The following is an 18,267-nucleotide window of genomic DNA, read 5'->3' on the forward strand; positions in this document are numbered from 1 at the left end:
TAAATTTATTACACTTGCGTGTTTTTCATTCTTACTTCACTTTCAAATACGCTGAACACAAAGCTAACCCTTCCCGCTGACTTTCAACATATGTTTTCAACGCATTATAGTCCTGCTGTGCAGGTTTCAGGAATGCTGACCCTTGACCATACACACTGTTTAGTTGCAATTTTTGCATGTGATAATACCCATCCAAAAAGTTGCCTATTCCGCCACTGATAATCACTTCAGCACATTTTCGCTCATTACCCAACTCGCGCGATGCCACATTCACAAATTCGGTCATTTCAGTTGCTGTATGTCCTATATACGCTAAATTTTTATATAAGGATGCATGCCCCTCACTGGAACGTAACAATTCTAAACGGGAAAAGTTGGTACCGCCATAAGCACCAAAGTCTAAAGCCGCGATTGGCAGTCTGAGCAGCGCCTTTATACTTTCAGGGCCCATTCCCTGACCAACTTCCTTCACAATTACTTGAAAATCAACAAGTTCGAGTAAATTTTGGATGGTTTCGAGCGGTGGTTTGTTAAAATGGTCGCCTTCGGGCTGCAGCCACTCCTGGAAAGGGTTAACATGGACAATCAGTCCATCTGCACCCAATTTTGCCACCAAGTGGTTTATTTTGTCAACTGCGCCATTTTCGAGTAAGGTTTCTATCTGTGCGATGCCGAGATTTGCGAAAAAGGGCTGTTTTTCGCCGATTATAGGCCTCAGGTTAAAATCTTCAAAATACGTATCATCATCGAGCAAACGGCGACAACTGCCCAGCCCCATGCCCATTCCGAACTCGTTACAAGCTTGCGCCAGGTGTCGGTTGATGCGACCTGCATGCTCGGTTCCACCTGTCATACTGCTGATCCAGATGGGTGTTTGCAGGGTTTTGCCCAAAAATTGTTTCGACAGGTCACGCGCGCCAGCATGCCCTTGCAGCAAGGGTTCGTAATAAAACCGGGTATCGTTTTGCAATGCAGAGGTCTGACTTTCGAAGGCCAGCTCAATATGGTCTTTTTTTCTTGAAGCTGAATTTGGGTCGTTCACCAGTTGTTGATTGAGCTGCAAAGATAGTGAGGTAATGTGCTAATGTGCTAATGTGCTGATGTGCTAATGGAACAGCCGATTTTGAGTGAGAATTTCATTCGGAGTTTTAGATAATGTGCGAATGTACCGATGTACCAATGGAACAGCCGATTTTGAGTAATCATTTCATTCGGAGCACCCGTTGGGGCTAATCAATATTAGCCCGGCTCAGGATTACCTATATAATCACTCGATTTTGAGTAAGAATTTCATTCGGAGCTCCCGTAGGGGCTGACCCATGTGTCAGCCCAATGTGCTGCCAACCACTGAACCCCATTTGCTAATCCCATTTGAGCATCATAGAATCGATACAGTAAATCCTAGCCCGGATTGCAGCGGAAACAAACAACCAATGTGCTAATGCGGTAATGTGCTAATGTGCTAATTGAACAGCCGGTTTGGAGCGAGATTTACATTTATAGGTGATTAATAACATACGGAGATGTATTACAACTTGGAAAAAATGAAATTAATGAGGTTTGTTGCAGCGGAAAGCCGGAACGATGTTGCCGGTGTGGGGGATGTACTTGCTCCAAAAAAATAATTTTATACGGAGAGTTATTACGTAATAATTAACAAGCATGTACCTTAATTTTGCAGGAGATGAAATTTTCAGCATACCCATATAGCAGGCCTGATATTGCGCAGTTGCAGCTTGAATTTAAAGATTTAATCAATCAGTTTACAGGAGCGGAAACGCCGGAAGCGCAACTGGATTTGATGCATAAAATAAATGTTTTACGCAGTGGTTTTGATACGATGTATCAAATTTGTTCGATTCGGCATTCGATTGACACGCGTGATGTTTTTTATGCGGAAGAACAAACTTTTTTTGATGAAAATTCGCCTTCGTTTGAAGCATTGTCGAGCGATTATTATGCGGCATTAATTCAGGCGAAATTCAGACCTGAAATTGAAGCAAAATTCGGCAAACAATTATTTAAAATTGCGGAAATGCAATTGCGTGCATTTAAGCCGGAAATTATAGAAGATTTAATTACTGAAAATAAATTAAGCACTGAATATCAGGAATTAATTGCAAGTGCGGCAATACCATTTGACGGTGAAGAAAAAACGCTTGCAGAAATGGTTCCTTATTTGAGAAGTACGGATAGAAATATTCGTGAACGTGCATCGAATTCGCGCTGGCAGTTTTTTGTTGAACATGCAGATGCGCTGGACCGGATTTTTGATGAGTTGGTAAAAACGCGTCAGCGAATTGCAATAAAATTAGGGTTTGAAAATTTTATTCCTGTGGGTTATTTGCGGATGATGCGCAGTGATTATAATGCAGAAATGGTTGCAAATTTTCGCGAACAGGTGCGTGCACAAATTGTGCCCATGGCTATTGCGTTAAAACATAAACAAGCGAAACGTCTCGGGTTGCCTGCATTAAAATATTACGATGAACCATTATCATTTAAAAGCGGCAACGCAACACCAAAAGGTACGCCTGAATGGATAATTGAAAATGGAAAAAAAATGTATTCTGAATTATCAGATGAAACAGCAACATTTTTCAACTTTATGCTCGATAATGAGCTGATGGATTTGGTTGCAAAAAAAGGTAAAGCAGGTGGTGGTTATTGCACTTATATTTCTGGATTTAAAGCACCATTTATTTTTTCGAATTTTAATGGCACGAGCGCTGATATTGATGTGCTTACACATGAAGTGGGTCATGCATTTCAGGTGTATATGAGTCGCGGATTTGAAACTGCAGAATATTATTGGCCAACCAGCGATGGTGCAGAAATTCATTCGATGAGTATGGAATATTTTGCGTATCCGTGGATGGATAATTTTTTTAATGGTGAAGCAGATAAATATCGCTATTCACATTTAGTGGATTCATTATTATTTTTACCATATGGTGTTGCTGTTGATGAATTTCAACATGGCATATACGCACATCCTGAATGGACGCCCGATGAAAGAAAAACATTTTGGAGCGACCTTGAAAAAAAATATCAGCCTTACAAAGATTATGATGGAAATAAATTTTTAATGCAGGGCGGATTTTGGCAAACTCAAGCGCACATATATCAGTCGCCATTTTATTATATCGATTATACGCTCGCACAAATTTGTGCATTTCAATTCTGGCTCAAAGCGCGTCAGGATAATAAATCTGCTTTTAACGATTATGTAAAATTATGTAAAGCCGGTGGCAGCAAATCGTTTTTGGAATTAGTTGAATATGCAGGTTTACAATCACCGTTTCAGCGTGAAACTGTTTCGGAAATTGTAGATGAAATAAATCGCTATCTCAGCGAGGTTGATGATTCGCGGTGGAATTAATTAGCTAATTAGCTGATGGGGTGAATTCCAAGATTGGCATTTTTTGGATTAATTGACATGTTAGGTGATTAGTAAATTCGGTGATGGGTGGGTTCGTCAATTGAATGACAAAAGTGCTTCGAAATTTGCTGTAATAATTATTGGAATAATCAATTGGCTGCGCGTTGGGCTGACACGTGGGTCAGCCCCTACGGTTGCTCCGAATGAAATTCTCACTCGAAATCGGCTGTTAATTAGTGATTAATTAAATAATCGCGAGTCGGGCTAATATTGATTAGCCCCAACGGGAGCTCCGAATGAAATTCCGGCTCAAAATCGGCTGTTAATTAGCACATCAGCACATTCTCAATTCACCTCTTCGGTGTTCAATCTAAATCCGTTACCATGAATATTTACAATTTCGAGGGTTGGGTCGTCTTTGAGGTATTTGCGCAATTTGGTTACGAAAACGTCCATGCTGCGGGCGGTAAAATAATCGTCGCGGCCCCAGATTTGTTTCAGGGCTTCTTCGCGATAAACGATGTCGTTTACTTTGAGGCAGAATAAACGCAGCAACTCAGCTTCTTTTGGTGATAATTTGGCATCTGTTGTGCCATTTTTGAGCATACGGGTTTTATAATTGAAATGATATTTACCAATTTCAAATTCTTTTTGCTGATTGTTGGTGCGCAGTTTACCACCACGTTTTAAAATGGCAGCAATGCGGTATAATAATTCTTCGCTGTTAAATGGTTTGGTGATATAATCATCTGCGCCAACTTTAAATCCTTCCAATACATCGTCCTGTAATGTTTTTGCCGTGAGGAAAATGACAGGCATTTCAGGATTGATACGTTTTATTTGAGCAGCTAATGTGAAGCCGTCTTTTTTAGGCATCATCACATCGAGTACACATAAATTAAATTCTTCTTTAAAGAAAAGGTCTTCGCCTTTTTCTCCGTCGGTAGCTAATTTTACATCGTAGCCACTCATCGATAAATAATCTTTTAAAACGGCTCCGAAATTCGGGTCGTCTTCAACAAGCAGGATTTTAGTTTTAATTTCGTCCATAAAATAATTTTAATCAGGTTATTGGTAAAAATAATTTGAATTGACTTCCTTTTTTGGGCTGACTTTTTACATCGATTGTCCCTTTATGTGCTTCTATAATTGCTTTAACATAAGTTAATCCTAAGCCAAAGCCTTTAATATTGTGTACGTTGCCGGTAGGCACGCGATAAAATTTTTCGAAAATCATTTTTACATCATCGTTGCTCATGCCAATACCGTGGTCGGCAACGGTGATGTAAATACCTTTGTCATCACTTTCGGTGGTAATTTTTATTTCCGGTTTTTCAGGTGAATATTTATTGGCATTGTCGAGCAAATTGCTGATAACATTACTCAAATGTACTTCATCTCCTGTTAACTCATAACGCTCTGCAGCCAGCTCCATGTCTATCTTTCCGTCTTTTTCTTCTACCTGAACACTAATGTTTTCAACGGCGCGGTAAATAATATCGTGAATATCGATATCATCAGTACTCAAACTAATTTCATTTTTATCGAGCAAGGCCATCTGCAACACTTTTTCTACCTGCGCATTCATGCGTTTATTTTCTTCTTTAATAATATGTGTGTAGTGTTTTATTTTACTTTCATCTTTCAAAATCATTGGATTATTTACTGCATCCACTGCGAGTGAAATGGTTGCCAATGGTGTTTTGAATTCATGTGTCATATTATTGATGAAATCATTTTTTATTTCCGATAATTTTTTCTGTCTCAATAAAATTACCACCGTATAATAAAATACACCGATAATAATTGAAGTAAATAATAAAGAACCAATTAACAGCGACCAGATACTGCTTAAGATAAAACTTTTTTGATGCGGGAAATTTACCAGCAACACGTCGTTATTAAAAAACATATCATCCGGAAATAAACTTACTTTATGTGTTGTGGATGCCAATTCTTTTACTGCTTCTCTGCTGCCGGCGTTGGTAATAAAAAATTCATCATCCATTAATACACCGTAATTAAAATCGGTAGTAATTCCTCTGTTGCTTAATTCATGAAAAAGGGTATTTTTTAAAAATACGGTATCAATTGTTTGCTCCGGTTTAATACCACGCTGCATCATTTGAAACATCATTTGTTCCATGGCTTTTTTGATACGCTGCGAATTAATGCGTAATTGCCTGTCGATATCCGTTAAAATATCTGTAATCAACGCATCATCCGCCGATTTAAAATCACCTTTATACTCCAGCGGTTCTAAAATCATGGTTGGGCGGTCGCCACCTAAAGGCATTGGTGAAATATCGTGACCAAAGGGTTCAATTTTGCTTGCTTCAGCACGGAAATAATCAACCCCGGCAGCACTTGCCGACTCCAATGCAATGGCCATCATGCTGTCGCTCATCATGCCATCATAAATAGTAAGTGAATCAGGGCCAACGCTCCAATAAGTGGAATCAGAAAAAAAGAGGTTCATCTGACTGCTCACCACCGATGCTGCAATATTGGTTTCCACCTTGTCTGCCACCTTGTTAAGCGCCTCATTTACATGGAAGCTGAACACCTGTTCTTTTTGGGCAATGGTATTTCTAATCCAGTAAACCTGAACTAAAATGATCCCCAGCAAAGCCGTGCTCATTAGTATTACAATCAACCATATTCGGTTTCTTAACATCTTTCACAAATTTACAAGTGTTAAAATCGGGGAAAAAGTTGTTTAACGCAACATTAACATCTTTTAATTGACATTTAACTACTTCGCTTTGCTAAGGTCGCTAAATTTGTCATGTCTTAGTCATAACAAGGCTTTTAGCCACTTAATACCAAAAAAACTCAAGTTGTCATGAAACGGTTCCTGCTTACATTTTCCTTTATTTGTTTCGCTGCGGTGCAGTTTTTTGCCTTCGGACAGAATCCGGACAACCAGATTCGTATCAAAATTGATGCTAATGTGGACGGTAAAACAGTGAAGATAGACACAAATATTAATGGATTGGAGGATTTTGATTTGGATGCTTTGCTTAAAGAATTAGGGGTGGAAGAAGAACTGAATCAATTGAATATTGATATCAATACCGGTTTTCAGTTTAATTGGGATGAGGCTGCTTTTGAAGATATGATGGAAGGGTTACAGAATATTGAAATGCCGGAACTTCCAGAACTACCGGAACTGAGCATTAGCGGTTTGGATGAAATGTCGTTCATTTCCCCAAATAAAGCCGTATTAGGTGTGTACACAGATAAAAATGTTGAAGGGGCTCAAATTACAGGATTGGTTGAAGAAGGCGCTGCGGTTGAAGCAGGACTTAAGGAAGGCGATATTATAATCGGAGTCGACAAACGAACAATTGAATCGCCATCGAACCTTACTGAAGTTATCGGTATGTATGAACCCGGTGTTTCGGTAAAAGTTACATACCTGCGCGATGGCAAAGAGCAAACCGTAAATGCCATCTTAAAAGAAAATAAAAATGCAATAAGTGCATGGTCGAACGAATGGAATAATAATCTCGATTCATTCCAATTTGATTTTGATAATATCAGTCCCGATAATTTATTTCAAATGAGTACACCCGATCGTGGATATTTAGGTGTGTATTTGCAAGATGAAGAAAATGAAGTAATTATTACCGGTGTCGAAAAAAATTCGCCGGCAGAAAAAGCCGGATTACAAGAAGGTGATATTATTACAGAATTAAACGGAAATAATGTGGTGAGTTATGATGCATTAATGGAAATTATGAATACCACAAAACCCGGTGAAAAAATCAGTATTAAATATAAACGCGCGGGCAAAATTCAAAAAACTGATGCTGTATTAGATGAAGTAAAAAATCAATTTTATATTGATGGTGATGAAGAAGGATATGAGCCCGGAATTATTATTGATCATGTAGCACCAGTAACGCCGGGATGCGCGTACAGCTACAGTTCTACGGATGGCAAACGCAATGTTTCTATTTGTATAACTGCAATAAAAGATCAGCCGGAATCAACAAAAGAAAATACTGCTACCAATGGTTTACACCCATTAATGGACCCGCAAAATTTAATTGTTTATTCCAACCCAAGTGCAGGTTCGTTTAATATAAAATTTAATTTAAATCAGGAAGGTGATACCAGAGTGGTAGTTACCGATGTGAATGGGAAAGAAGTATATAGTGAAACATTAAAAAATTTTAGTGGTGCTTACGATAAAACAATTTCATTGGAATCGGCACCAAAAGGTACTTACTTTATTAAAGTTACACAAAATGGGTATTCCGGAACTAAATCGGTTATACTGCAATAATTTTTGTTTAAGGGTTAAATATTTTCAGAGCAAAGTCGGTCGCAAGGCCGGCTTTTTTTATGTACTGATTTTTTGATATCACTATAGTTTATTCGGCTATATAATTGAACATCAGCGATATACAATGTTTACAATGATTATGTACAGGTTAAAAAAATATTTAGATTAGCATTATAATAAACCAAAATCTATGAAGAATAACCTTTACCTATTCACCTTTTTAATGCTGATTTCGGCGGCCACATTCGCCCAAACGCAGATAAAGGGCAACATTTCAGACTTCAATGGTGGTGCATTACCGGGCGCAACTGTTGTTGAAAAAGGGACCAATAACGGAACCATTTCTGACCTGGATGGCAATTTTACCATTACTATGAAAACCGTTCCCGGAACCCTGGTTTTCACTTTTGTGGGTTATGCCACTCAGGAAATTGAAGTTAGTGCACAAACTACCTTACGCGTAATTATGGAAGCTGAATCGTACAACCTTTCAGGTGTTGAAGTGGTTGGTACACGTAGCTTAAACCGCTCAGCCACCGAAAGTATGGTGCCTGTCGATTTAATTGATGTTAAATCGGTAACCGCTGCAAACGGACAATTAGATGTTAACCAGTTGCTGCAATATGCTGCTCCTTCGTTTAACTCCAACCGTCAGAGTGGTTCAGATGGTGCCGACCATATTGACCCGGCAACTTTGCGCGGTTTAGGCCCTGACCAAACATTGGTTTTAATTAATGGTAAACGTTATCACCAAAGTTCACTCATCAATATTTTTGGAACACGCGGTCGCGGAAATACCGGTAGCGATTTAAATACCATTCCTGCCGCTGCAATTGAACGCATCGAAATTTTACGCGATGGTGCTTCTGCACAATATGGTTCAGATGCCATTGCAGGTGTTATTAATATCGTATTAAAAGATGATGTAAATGAATTTACCGGAAATGTAAATACAGGTGCTTATATGGCACAAGATAATTTTAATCAGGGCTCACTCGACGGACAAAATTTGCAGTTAAATGGAAATTACGGATTTAAAATTGGCGATGGCGGATTTATAAATGTAACATCCGATTATCATTATCGCGGACATACAAACCGTGCTGAATTTACCGGCGATTTTCCTGATAATACCGATGTGCGTAATCAATACGGTGATGCAGAAGTTACCGATTTTACGGCATGGTTTAATATGAAATTACCTTTAAATGCAAACACACATTTTTATGCATTCGGTGGAACAAACAGTCGCGATGTTGAATCGTATGCTTATACACGTGGAGCAGGTGAAAACAGAAATATTGATTCTATTTATCCAAAAGGATTTGACCCAATTATTGCTTCGGTTGTGAATGATCATTCATTATCTGCAGGTATTCGTGGTGATATCAGCGGATGGGATGTAGATTTTAATACCACAATGGGAAAAAATAAAATGCATTATTATGGTCGTAACACCTTAAATGCATCAATGGGTGAAGCATCACCAACAGAATTTGATGATGGTGGATTTTCATTAGCACAAGCAACAACAAGTCTCGATTTTTCACGTTATTTTGATAATGCTTTACACGGTTTAAATATTGCCTACGGTGCTGAATACCGAATAGATAATTATATCATTTTTGCCGGCGAACAGGCTTCATGGGATAATTATGGTGAAGTATTTATTGATGGTGGTGATACTACGACCCGTCCCGGCGGAGCTCAGGGTTTCCCTGGTTTTCAGCCCGGTGATGAAACAGATGAGTTCAGAACCAATATTGGTGTTTATGCTGATGTGGAAGCAGATTTTACAGAAAACTTTTCCATGAGCGGTGCATTACGTTTTGAAGATTATTCTGATTTTGGAAATACCATTAACGGAAAAATAGCTGCACGTTTAGCATTAGGAAAAAATTATGCTTTGAGAGGTTCATTTAGTACCGGGTTCAGAGCACCATCGCTTGCGCAAGTTTATTTCTCTTCAACGTATACCAATGTTGAAAATGGTGTTATTGTGGATGAATTAATTGCAGATAATAAAAGTACCATTACCCGCGAATTGGGTATTCCAAGTTTAACGGAAGAAAAAAGTGTAAACGCCAGTTTTGGTATTACCGCTAAACCAACAGCATCACTTTCATTTACTTTAGATGGTTATTATGTTACCATTACCGACCGTATCGTATTAACAGATGGTTTTGGTACCGATGATGATCAAATTGGTTCAACACTGGAAGATTTAAATGTTGGTTACGCAAGATTTTTTACCAATGCCGTAGATACAAAAACAATGGGTTTAGATGCCATTATATCTTATAAAATATATATGGAAGATAATACCCTTACATTTACCTACGCAGGTAACTTTAATCAAATGGAAGTTACTGCAATTCATACCAACGAATTGCTTGCCGGAAAAGAAGATAATTACTTCAGCGATCGCGAAGAATATTTTTTATTGGCGAGTGCGCCTCCGGTAAAAATGCATATTAATGCAGAATATGCTACACCAAAATTAAATGTGAATTTACGTGCTAATTATTTCGGCGCAATTACATTAATTAATTACAGTGGTTTAGAATATACTTATTCTGCTAAAACAACTATAGATGCCAGCGTTGGTTACGATATTACCAGCAACATGCATTTAACTGTTGGTGCTGCTAACTTGTTAAACACTTATCCTGACCCAACCGACCCTTATGAAACAGAAACAGGTGGTGCCTGGGATGCAGTTCAAATGGGCTTTGGCGGAACATTCCTGTTTACTAAACTCGGATTTAAATTCTGATAATATAAAATTGTAAAAACGCCCGCCTGCGCTGTAATATGCCGGGCGGGCGTTCTTTTTAGCAGACTTGTTTCAAATTTTTCAGACAAATGAACCAATAAATGGCTAATTTTGTTCGGCAGAAAAGATAACCAGATGAGCAACTTTATAGTAAGTATATACACTGAGGCAACTCCCAATCCGGATTCCCTCAAATTTGTGATGAACAAAATGTTGTTAACCGGCCGCAGTGTGGACTTTGAACGCGGTGATGCAGTTGCATTTGCCCCATTGGCAGAAGCCATTTTTAATGAATTCAGTTTTGCGAAGGGCGTTTTTATAATGAACAACTTTGTTACAGTTCGTAAAGACGCTGAAATTGATTGGTTTGAAGTAAAATCATCAATTTCTGATTTTATCAAAAACTGGGTAAGCGAAGGAAAAACCATAGTTGGCGAAATTCCTGAAACCGATAATATCAGCGGTGAAATGGATGGTGATGCAATTGTTGCCAAAATAAAACAGATGCTCGATCAGTATGTAAAACCGGCAGTTGAAATGGACGGTGGTGCAATTCAGTTTAAATCGTTCGACAATGGTATTGTTACTTTAATGATGCAAGGTTCTTGCAGCGGATGTCCTTCTTCAACAGTTACATTAAAATCAGGTATCGAAGGTTTATTACGCCGAATGGTGCCGGAAGTTAAAGAAGTAGTTGCAGAAAGTGTTGAGATTTAAATTTCACGCTAAATAATATTTAAATGTGCTGTTGTATCAATAGCACATTTTTTTTTGCCCGGAATTATTCAACCGTGCAGTTAACGGTGGTAATAATGCCCATTGTTGTATCAACATCGTTAAACTGACTACAATTTCCATCTTCACTAACCATGGTATTATTTGATTTAACACCATTGGTTTCAATTTCACAGTAGCAATTTGTTGTTTTTTCGCAAGCAGTAGTAATTAGTAAAAGAAGCATTACTGAAAACAAAACAAACCGATATTTTACCCATCCAACTTTCATCGGCTCAAATGTAACTGCTTTTAATGGTACCTTCAAAACTATTTTTTTTGGGGAGATTACATTTTTATGATGGCTTTGGAAATTGCGCCCTTATTGGTTTTTAGCGTAAGCTGATAATTTCCGGCGGGTAGATTTTCCAGATTCGATTTATAAATGTGCAAACCGGAAACCTGATTAAATTGGTCAGTGAAAATTAAATTACCACTAATGTCGTATATCGAAATCCAAACGGGTGTATTTTCGAATAAAACATATTGCATCGTTAACACATCTGATAATGGGTTTGGATAAACACCCATTATTATCATATTGAATTGTTGTATGCCAATTGTTGCAGTATCAGGAGCAGCAGGGCATCCCGGAGCAAGTGGAATCATTTTATTTGCGGCGCGAACAGTTGCAGTATCGGCGTGATAGAGCCAGTTGTTTCCATTTAATATCATCCACCCATCATCATAATTGTAATTTGTGTCAAGTGTATTAATGTTATTAATAAAATAATAATCGCCTTGTGTTTTTTCTTTGGTAACATCCAGCATTAAAAATCCGCGATGTTCAATATCAATAAATTTAATGTGTTCGTTCATTAATTGAATTACATCTTCTGCCCAGCCTAATTCCATACTTGGTGATGTTACACTTGGTCCTACAAATTCAACAGCAGCACTTCCTGAATGTGCACCGGCATCGTAACTGGGTGTTGCTACATCATTTGCCCAGCTCGAATGGATATCTCCCGTTAAAATAACTTTATTGTTAGCTATACTGTCGCGCAAAAATTGTAATACTGCTTCCTGATCCTGCGGATATCCATCCCATTGGTCGTCGTTAATTGGGACACCAACTGCCGTAAGCGGCGATAACATCACCTGTTGTCCGATAATTTTCCATTGTGCAGTTGAATTTTTTAATCCTTCAAATAACCAGTTGCGTTGTGTTAAACTAATGATATGACGAGAAGTATCATCCCAATTTGCTGCTAAATAATCTAATTGTTTTGTTCGATCATCAATGCGTGTATCCAACACAAATAAATCAACCAAATTACCCATGTTAAATGAACGATAGGTTTTATTTGGATGTAACGTATCATCACTTCTGCGTACCGGCATCCAGTCAAAATAGGCTGATTCTGCTGCAGCAACACGTTCGTGCCAATCGCCTTCTGCAAGTGGCTGATGATTTACTGCTCCATCGTTGTAGGCATTGTCTGCAAATTCATGATCATCCCACAAACAAATAAATGGAAAATTTTGATGTAACACGCGCAATTGTTCATCCAGTTTATATTGTGAATGACGTGTACGATAATCGCTCAGTGAAATAATTTCCGACTCCGGTTCATAAGGGCGGTCAACAGCACCATTAAAACCATAACCATCCGATTCATATTCATAAATATAATCGCCCAAAAAAATAACCGCATCAAAATCGTTGCGGCGTGTAATAATATCATACACATTAAAATATCCTGCATTTAAACTGGCGCAGGAAATAATAGCAAATCGCAAACTATCGATATCACCAACCGGTAATGTTTTTGTTCTTCCGGTAAGCGAGTAAAATCCGGCATAATTAAAACGATAATAATACCAGGTATTTGCAGCTAAACCACTAACATCGGCGTGTATACAAAAGTCTTGTGCAGCATTGGTTGTTACCATACCAGATGCGACTACAGTAGTGAAAACAGTATCAGTTGCTACTTCCCAGCTTACTTCGGGATTTTCATCATCGGGTAAGGTAATTCTGGTCCATAACAAAACACTGTTTGCCGTTGGATCGCCTGAGGCAACGCCATGGTAAAAAGGAGCTAATAACGAATCTGCCGTGCAGCGGTTTTCAATTTGTGCGAACAGGGAAAATGTTGAGCAACAAATTAAAAATAAAAGTGTGTATGATTTCATTTTTCAAAAAAATCTGCTATCGCTTTTTCATCAATATTGCGGTAATTAAACTGCTGTTTAAATGCACCGTTTTCTGATAAATAAATACTCGGAATGGATGGACCGGCAATATCGAAAAAACTGCGAAATGGTAAAAAGGTATATGTAAAATGTGTTGATTTACTTTTTTCCCAAAATACCGGCAGCTCAGCTTCATCTCCTGCAAAAACATAAATAATTTCATCGTTGAGCTGATGTTTATCTGCAATTACTGAAATTTTATTTGCTGCATGAATGCAATAACCACAATTTACACTCAACATGCAAATCATTTTTTTTCCTTCAGTAGGTTTTAGTGGTTGTAATTCCTGACTATTGGCAGTTCGTTTGGCAGCTATACTTAATGTGTCCTGCGACATTTGCGGCCACTTGAGCATAAAGTCGGGTTGCGATAATAAAACAGGCAATAATAATGCAAATACAATAACAAAAAGCTGAATAGAAGATGCATATTTTATTCGGAATCCGGAATCATTTCGGATAAGCCAAAGTAAAGCAAGCAGTACAATATTTTTAATAAGTGATTCCGCCGGACTCAGTTGTATCATCTCCCCAAAACAAAAACAATTTTCAGTTTTGCCGGAAATGATTTGTATTAATAAAAAAATGGAAAATAAACCTAATACCGCAAATGTGATTTTTTTTACTAAAGAAAAATCTATATTCGTTATGAGCAAAATACCCAATATAAATTCTCCACTAATTACTAAACGTGCAATAATTGATGAAAATGGCAGACCAAATAGCTGTAAACTAAAAATGTAAATTTCAAAAGCATCAATACCAATTAATTTAAATACGGATGATACAATAAATACCAGTCCGATAAAAATTCTGATACAGTGTAGTAATGTTTTATTCCTGATGCTCAACATAATTAATAAGGTTCGCAATTTACGGTTTTGGTAATTCCGAATTCAGTGGTTTCCGAATCAAATGCATCACAAACTTTTTGTGCATCGCGGCCTTCACCAACTAATGTATACGTAGTATCATAACCCATTACATCCTGATAACAATCGCAACTATATGTTTTATCACATCCGGTAGCGAACAGGAGGGCAATAATTACAACCAAATAATATTGAGGTTTCATAAGCCTAAAAATAAACAGCGATTTGGAGTTTGTTTTAAACATTTCAGCTTATGGCAAATTTATTACAATTTATCCTTTGTTGGCTAATTGTCCGCAGGCAGCATCAATATCTTTTCCGCGACTGCGCCTTACTTTGGCAACAACACGATGTGTTTCCAGATAGGCAATAAATCGTTCGCGTTGTTCTTCTTTCGATTTATGAAAATCGGCTTCGCGAATGGTATTGTATTCAATAATATTTACTCTTGCAGGAACTTTACTGCATAATGCAACGAGGTTTTTTGCATCTTCCATACTTTCATTAATACCATCAAAAAGAATGTATTCAAAAGTGATGCGGTTACCTGTTTTATCGAAAAAATAATTGAGCGCTTTTACCAGGTCAGATAAATTATTGGCTTCATTTATTGGCATCAACTTGCTGCGTTTAATATCATCAGCAGCGTGGAGTGATAAGGCAAGATTAAATTTCACATCATCATCGGCTAATTTTTTTATCATTTTCGCTAATCCCGCAGTTGAAACAGTAATACGTTTTGATGAAATATGTAATCCGTTTTCAGAAGTAATTTTTTCGATACCGGCCAATACATTATTGTAATTAAGCAAAGGCTCGCCCATGCCCATAAATACAATATTGGTTAATGGTTGTTTGTGATGCGCTAATGCTGCGCGATTTAATAATACGACCTGATCATAAATTTCGTAAGGTTCGAGGTTGCGTTTTACTTTCATAAAACCGGTTGCACAAAATGTACATCCCAAATTACAGCCCACCTGACTTGAAACACAAGCTGTCATGCGGTATTCAGCCGGAATTAAAACACCTTCCACCAAATGCCCGTCATGCAATTTAAACCGACATTTTATGGTTCCGTCGCTACTTTTTTGTTCAAAATCAATAGTAATCGGATTAATGGTAAATTTTTCTTCCAATAAAGCGCGTAAATTTTTGGAAAGATTGCTCATTTCGGCAAAATCCATTGCACTTTTTTTCCAAAGCCATTCATAAATTTGTTTGGCTCTGAAAGCAGATTCCCCAAAACCTACAATTTTTTCGGTGAGCATTTCGAGGGTTAAATCTCTGATTACAATTTTGTCGTTTGCCTGCATTGATGCAAAGTTAACGTTTAATGCGTGTAAACCACTTACAATATACTGAAGCCCAAACTGTGGCGTCATATTTTGTAATATCCCATAAAACCACGAACTTCATGCTCCGAATAAACCAGGGTTCAGGTATGTTTAAGAAACTCACACTATTTATTGTTGGCTTGGCATCTTTGTCGCTACACGCGCAGGACATCCATTTCAGTCAGTTTTTTTCATCACCTTTAACTTTGAACCCTGCATTAACAGGTGCTTTCAACGGCAATATCCGCGGCATTGTGAATTATCGCAACCAGTGGAATTCATTCGCTCCTTTTAACACTTTTGGTGCCAGTGTTGATGCTAATTTTGGTTCTTCTTTCCTGAAAACTGACCTGATGGGCATTGGTTTGAATGCCTATTCTGACGTTGCCGGAGATACTAGATACAGCAGCACGCAAGTGAATTTAACCTTTGCCTATATCAAAACCATGGGTGATCGTTACCACAGAAGTTATCTTTCTGCCGGATTTCAGGGTGGATATGCACAAAAAAGTATCGACTATCTGGCAATGACATTTGCGAGTCAGTTCGACGGTGTTTATTACGACCCAACCCTGGGAACAGGCGAATCTATTGGATTTGATACGAAAGGTTACCTCGATTTATCAGCAGGTTTAATGTGGTATCTGGTGCCTCGTGAAGATAAAGTAAGTATGTATATCGGTGCTTCCATGTATCATGTGAATCAACCCAACCAGTCGATTGGAGCACAAAACGACAAACTCTACATGCGCACTTCCGCTCATGCTGGCGCTCAAATTCCGGTTGGTGAACTTACCAGTCTGGTGCCTGCAGTAATGGTGGTGTTCCAAGGTCCTTATACTGAATATTTTGGTGGGACTAACCTGAAATTTTATTTGCAAGGCATGAAATGGAGTTCAAATGCCATTTCATTTGGTATTTGGCAGCGTGTGGTTGGAGATGTGGAAGCGGCAACAAAAGCAGAATCCACAGCAATATCAGCACGTCTCGATTATGATAAAATCAGTTTAGGATTGAGTTATGATGTAAATATTTCTTCTTTATCTGAAGCAAGTAAAAATAATGGTGGCCCTGAAATTTCACTTACCTATATTTCAAGTCTGCCACAAAAAGCAAGAAAAATTCCTTGCCCTAAATTTTAATTTTTAGACTATTATTTTTTTAATGGTATGAAAAAAGGGATTACACTGTTTTTTAATTTATGTTTTTTTTATGCAGTGTATTCACAAACACCCATGCTTGATATCAGCATGAGTAAATTACCAAATGGATTTTTTTTGGTGAAAGATTATAATTTAGTGAACGGTGATACGGTATTTAAAAAATTTGAAAAGTATCAAACAGCAATAGAAAAAGGCGACTCGGTATTATATGTGGAAGAATTTAATATTAACCGCAATTGGCTGCTTTCCAGATACCTGATTAGTGGTAAAGAGCGTATCCCTTCGGGTTGGCAGTCGGAGTACGATATTCATGGTTATAAATTATACGACAGGTATTGTGATGTAGCAAGCGGTGATTGCAATTTGTATAAAAAATACAATTATTTTCCGAATGGAAATGTAATGGCGCTATTAACGTATTATAAAAAGAAATTAAATGGCATTAGTTTATTTTATTATAACGATGGCAGGTTAAAACACAGTTTAGAATATGTAAATGGCAAATTATGGAATATTAATGCCTATTACGATCAAAATGGAAATGTACTTGACCCGGGCACATTTTGCGATGGCACCGGTTTGGTTTATGTATATGCCTCAAATGGCAAATTAATTAAAATGAAATGGTATAAAGACGGTAAAGTGCAAAAAGAAAAAAACCTGCGTTTACCTTAAAAAATACACTGACTGCCATTAATATTCAGCCAGTCTTCCGCTAATTGATAACCCGGCATTGCTTTCGCGACTAATTTCCAGAAACGGTCGCTGTGATTGTGTTCTACCAAATGTGCAAGCTCGTGAATTAATACATAGTCGATTACTTCAGGTGGGGCAAATAATAATCGTACACTAATATTAATATTTCCATCCCAACTGCAACTGCCCCAACTCGTAATGCTATCGCGCAGCCTTAATTTTTTAATGGGTTTTTGAAAATGTAAATCATTTAAATATTGAACCCGTTGTGCAATTTGTGGTTGAAATTCATTCCCGATTAAACGGCTTACCAAATATGTTTTGTGTTTTTGGTCTTGTTTGGGCGACATGCCTTCTGAAAGCTGTAAATAAATTACACCATTTTTTAAATGACCGTTAGAAGCATTTTTTTGAGGAACATAATGTAAACGAATTAAAAATTCTTTGCCCATTACTTTAATATAATCGCCATCGCGATATTGGCGGTAAAGGGGTGGTTTTTTGTGTAATTCGTTTTTGGCGATATACTTTTTAGCCCAGTCGAGCAATTCCATTTCCTGGTCGAACCTGTCGTGTTCACTCATACGTTTTGAAAGCCTGATATGAATACCTTTTGTGCCAATACTTGCACGGCAATCATAACGGTTTTCGAGATATACAAAAACAGCAAAATTTTTATCACCAACCGGTAGCGAATATTGTTTGATGATTGTATTTTTTGTTGTTTTTTGAGTAGCTGCCATCTGCAATGTAAAAATAGGAATTTTGTATGCC

At 37.7% G+C, this 18,267-nt stretch carries 15 protein-coding genes; 6 read left to right on the plus strand and 9 right to left on the minus strand.

Annotated features, from left to right (window positions below; genetic code table 11):
• Window positions 1-31: 31 nt before the first annotated feature.
• Entirely contained in the window at window positions 32-1,045 is a 1,014-nt protein-coding gene (locus tag IPI65_10150) for a type 2 isopentenyl-diphosphate Delta-isomerase (protein MBK7441873.1), read from the minus strand.
• Between the two features lie 639 nt (window positions 1,046-1,684).
• Between IPI65_10150 and IPI65_10155 the strand changes: the two genes are divergently transcribed.
• Window positions 1,685-3,382 (plus strand): M3 family oligoendopeptidase, encoded by a 1,698-nt coding sequence (locus IPI65_10155; protein ID MBK7441874.1) that lies wholly within the window; start codon window positions 1,685-1,687, stop codon window positions 3,380-3,382.
• A gap of 345 nt (window positions 3,383-3,727) precedes the next feature.
• Here IPI65_10155 and IPI65_10160 read toward each other — a convergent pair whose 3' ends face one another.
• Both IPI65_10160 and IPI65_10165 read right to left on the minus strand, forming a co-directional pair.
• Window positions 3,728-4,432 (minus strand): response regulator transcription factor, encoded by a 705-nt coding sequence (locus IPI65_10160; protein ID MBK7441875.1) that lies wholly within the window; start codon window positions 4,430-4,432, stop codon window positions 3,728-3,730.
• Between the two features lie 13 nt (window positions 4,433-4,445).
• The gene (locus tag IPI65_10165; protein MBK7441876.1) at window positions 4,446-6,038 is read right to left on the minus strand and encodes a HAMP domain-containing histidine kinase; all 1,593 of its coding nucleotides are present in this window, start codon (window positions 6,036-6,038) and stop codon (window positions 4,446-4,448) included.
• A gap of 189 nt (window positions 6,039-6,227) precedes the next feature.
• On the opposite strand from IPI65_10165, the gene IPI65_10170 reads away from it, so the two are divergent.
• The 3 genes from IPI65_10170 (at window position 6,228) to IPI65_10180 (ending at window position 11,169) form a co-directional block, all read left to right on the plus strand.
• A complete protein-coding gene (locus IPI65_10170; GenBank protein MBK7441877.1) occupies window positions 6,228-7,676 on the plus strand; it encodes a PDZ domain-containing protein in 1,449 nt (482 codons plus the stop codon).
• Window positions 7,677-7,866: 190 nt separating this feature from the next.
• Complete coding sequence (locus tag IPI65_10175) at window positions 7,867-10,452, plus strand: TonB-dependent receptor (GenBank protein ID MBK7441878.1); 2,586 nt, start codon at window positions 7,867-7,869, stop codon at window positions 10,450-10,452.
• Window positions 10,453-10,587: 135 nt separating this feature from the next.
• Entirely contained in the window at window positions 10,588-11,169 is a 582-nt protein-coding gene (locus tag IPI65_10180) for a NifU family protein (GenBank protein ID MBK7441879.1), read from the plus strand.
• A 64-nt stretch (window positions 11,170-11,233) separates the two neighbouring features.
• Here the strand turns inward: IPI65_10180 and IPI65_10185 are convergent, their stop codons facing one another.
• The 5 genes from IPI65_10185 to rlmN form a co-directional block, all read right to left on the minus strand.
• A complete protein-coding gene (locus tag IPI65_10185; protein ID MBK7441880.1) occupies window positions 11,234-11,494 on the minus strand; it encodes a hypothetical protein in 261 nt (86 codons plus the stop codon).
• A 20-nt stretch (window positions 11,495-11,514) separates the two neighbouring features.
• The gene (locus IPI65_10190) at window positions 11,515-13,365 is read right to left on the minus strand and encodes an alkaline phosphatase D family protein (GenBank protein ID MBK7441881.1); all 1,851 of its coding nucleotides are present in this window, start codon (window positions 13,363-13,365) and stop codon (window positions 11,515-11,517) included.
• Complete coding sequence (locus IPI65_10195; GenBank protein ID MBK7441882.1) at window positions 13,362-14,279, minus strand: DoxX family protein; 918 nt, start codon at window positions 14,277-14,279, stop codon at window positions 13,362-13,364. The genes IPI65_10190 and IPI65_10195 overlap by 4 nt, the downstream gene beginning before the upstream one ends.
• A 2-nt stretch (window positions 14,280-14,281) precedes the next feature.
• Window positions 14,282-14,500, minus strand: a complete 219-nt coding sequence (locus IPI65_10200; protein ID MBK7441883.1) for a hypothetical protein — start codon at window positions 14,498-14,500, stop codon at window positions 14,282-14,284.
• Between the two features lie 69 nt (window positions 14,501-14,569).
• Window positions 14,570-15,613: a 23S rRNA (adenine(2503)-C(2))-methyltransferase RlmN gene (gene rlmN, locus IPI65_10205; GenBank protein MBK7441884.1), complete on the minus strand. Its 1,044-nt coding sequence runs from the start codon at window positions 15,611-15,613 to the stop codon at window positions 14,570-14,572.
• Between the two features lie 101 nt (window positions 15,614-15,714).
• Here rlmN and IPI65_10210 point away from each other — a divergent pair, with 101 nt between their 5' ends.
• Both IPI65_10210 and IPI65_10215 read left to right on the plus strand, forming a co-directional pair.
• Window positions 15,715-16,776, plus strand: coding sequence for a PorP/SprF family type IX secretion system membrane protein (locus tag IPI65_10210; GenBank protein MBK7441885.1), 1,062 nt, complete (start codon window positions 15,715-15,717; stop codon window positions 16,774-16,776).
• A 27-nt stretch (window positions 16,777-16,803) separates the two neighbouring features.
• Entirely contained in the window at window positions 16,804-17,472 is a 669-nt protein-coding gene (locus tag IPI65_10215; protein MBK7441886.1) for a hypothetical protein, read from the plus strand.
• On the opposite strand, the gene IPI65_10220 is transcribed toward IPI65_10215, so the two are convergent.
• Entirely contained in the window at window positions 17,469-18,236 is a 768-nt protein-coding gene (locus IPI65_10220) for a M48 family metallopeptidase (protein MBK7441887.1), read from the minus strand. The two genes, IPI65_10215 and IPI65_10220, sit on opposite strands and share 4 nt — an antisense overlap.
• Between the last annotated feature and the right edge of the window lie 31 nt (window positions 18,237-18,267).

It is taken from the genome of Bacteroidota bacterium (genome assembly GCA_016706255.1).
In the GTDB taxonomy this organism is placed as follows: domain Bacteria; phylum Bacteroidota; class Bacteroidia; order Chitinophagales; family BACL12; genus UBA7236.

Excerpts from the sequence above, each read along its gene's own strand:
- IPI65_10170 (MBK7441877.1), top strand. The coding sequence starts at position 6,228 with ATGAAACGGTTCCTGCTTACATTTTCCTTTATTTGTTTCGCTGCGGTG.
- IPI65_10220 (MBK7441887.1), bottom strand. The coding sequence starts at position 18,236 with ATGGCAGCTACTCAAAAAACAACAAAAAATACAATCATCAAACAATAT.
- IPI65_10180 (MBK7441879.1), top strand. The coding sequence starts at position 10,588 with ATGAGCAACTTTATAGTAAGTATATACACTGAGGCAACTCCCAATCCG.
- IPI65_10210 (MBK7441885.1), top strand. The coding sequence starts at position 15,715 with ATGCTCCGAATAAACCAGGGTTCAGGTATGTTTAAGAAACTCACACTA.
- IPI65_10195 (MBK7441882.1), bottom strand. The coding sequence starts at position 14,279 with ATGTTGAGCATCAGGAATAAAACATTACTACACTGTATCAGAATTTTT.
- rlmN (MBK7441884.1), bottom strand. The coding sequence starts at position 15,613 with ATGCAGGCAAACGACAAAATTGTAATCAGAGATTTAACCCTCGAAATG.
- IPI65_10190 (MBK7441881.1), bottom strand. The coding sequence starts at position 13,365 with ATGAAATCATACACACTTTTATTTTTAATTTGTTGCTCAACATTTTCC.
- IPI65_10160 (MBK7441875.1), bottom strand. The coding sequence starts at position 4,432 with ATGGACGAAATTAAAACTAAAATCCTGCTTGTTGAAGACGACCCGAAT.
- IPI65_10155 (MBK7441874.1), top strand. The coding sequence starts at position 1,685 with ATGAAATTTTCAGCATACCCATATAGCAGGCCTGATATTGCGCAGTTG.
- IPI65_10175 (MBK7441878.1), top strand. The coding sequence starts at position 7,867 with ATGAAGAATAACCTTTACCTATTCACCTTTTTAATGCTGATTTCGGCG.
- IPI65_10215 (MBK7441886.1), top strand. The coding sequence starts at position 16,804 with ATGAAAAAAGGGATTACACTGTTTTTTAATTTATGTTTTTTTTATGCA.
- IPI65_10200 (MBK7441883.1), bottom strand. The coding sequence starts at position 14,500 with ATGAAACCTCAATATTATTTGGTTGTAATTATTGCCCTCCTGTTCGCT.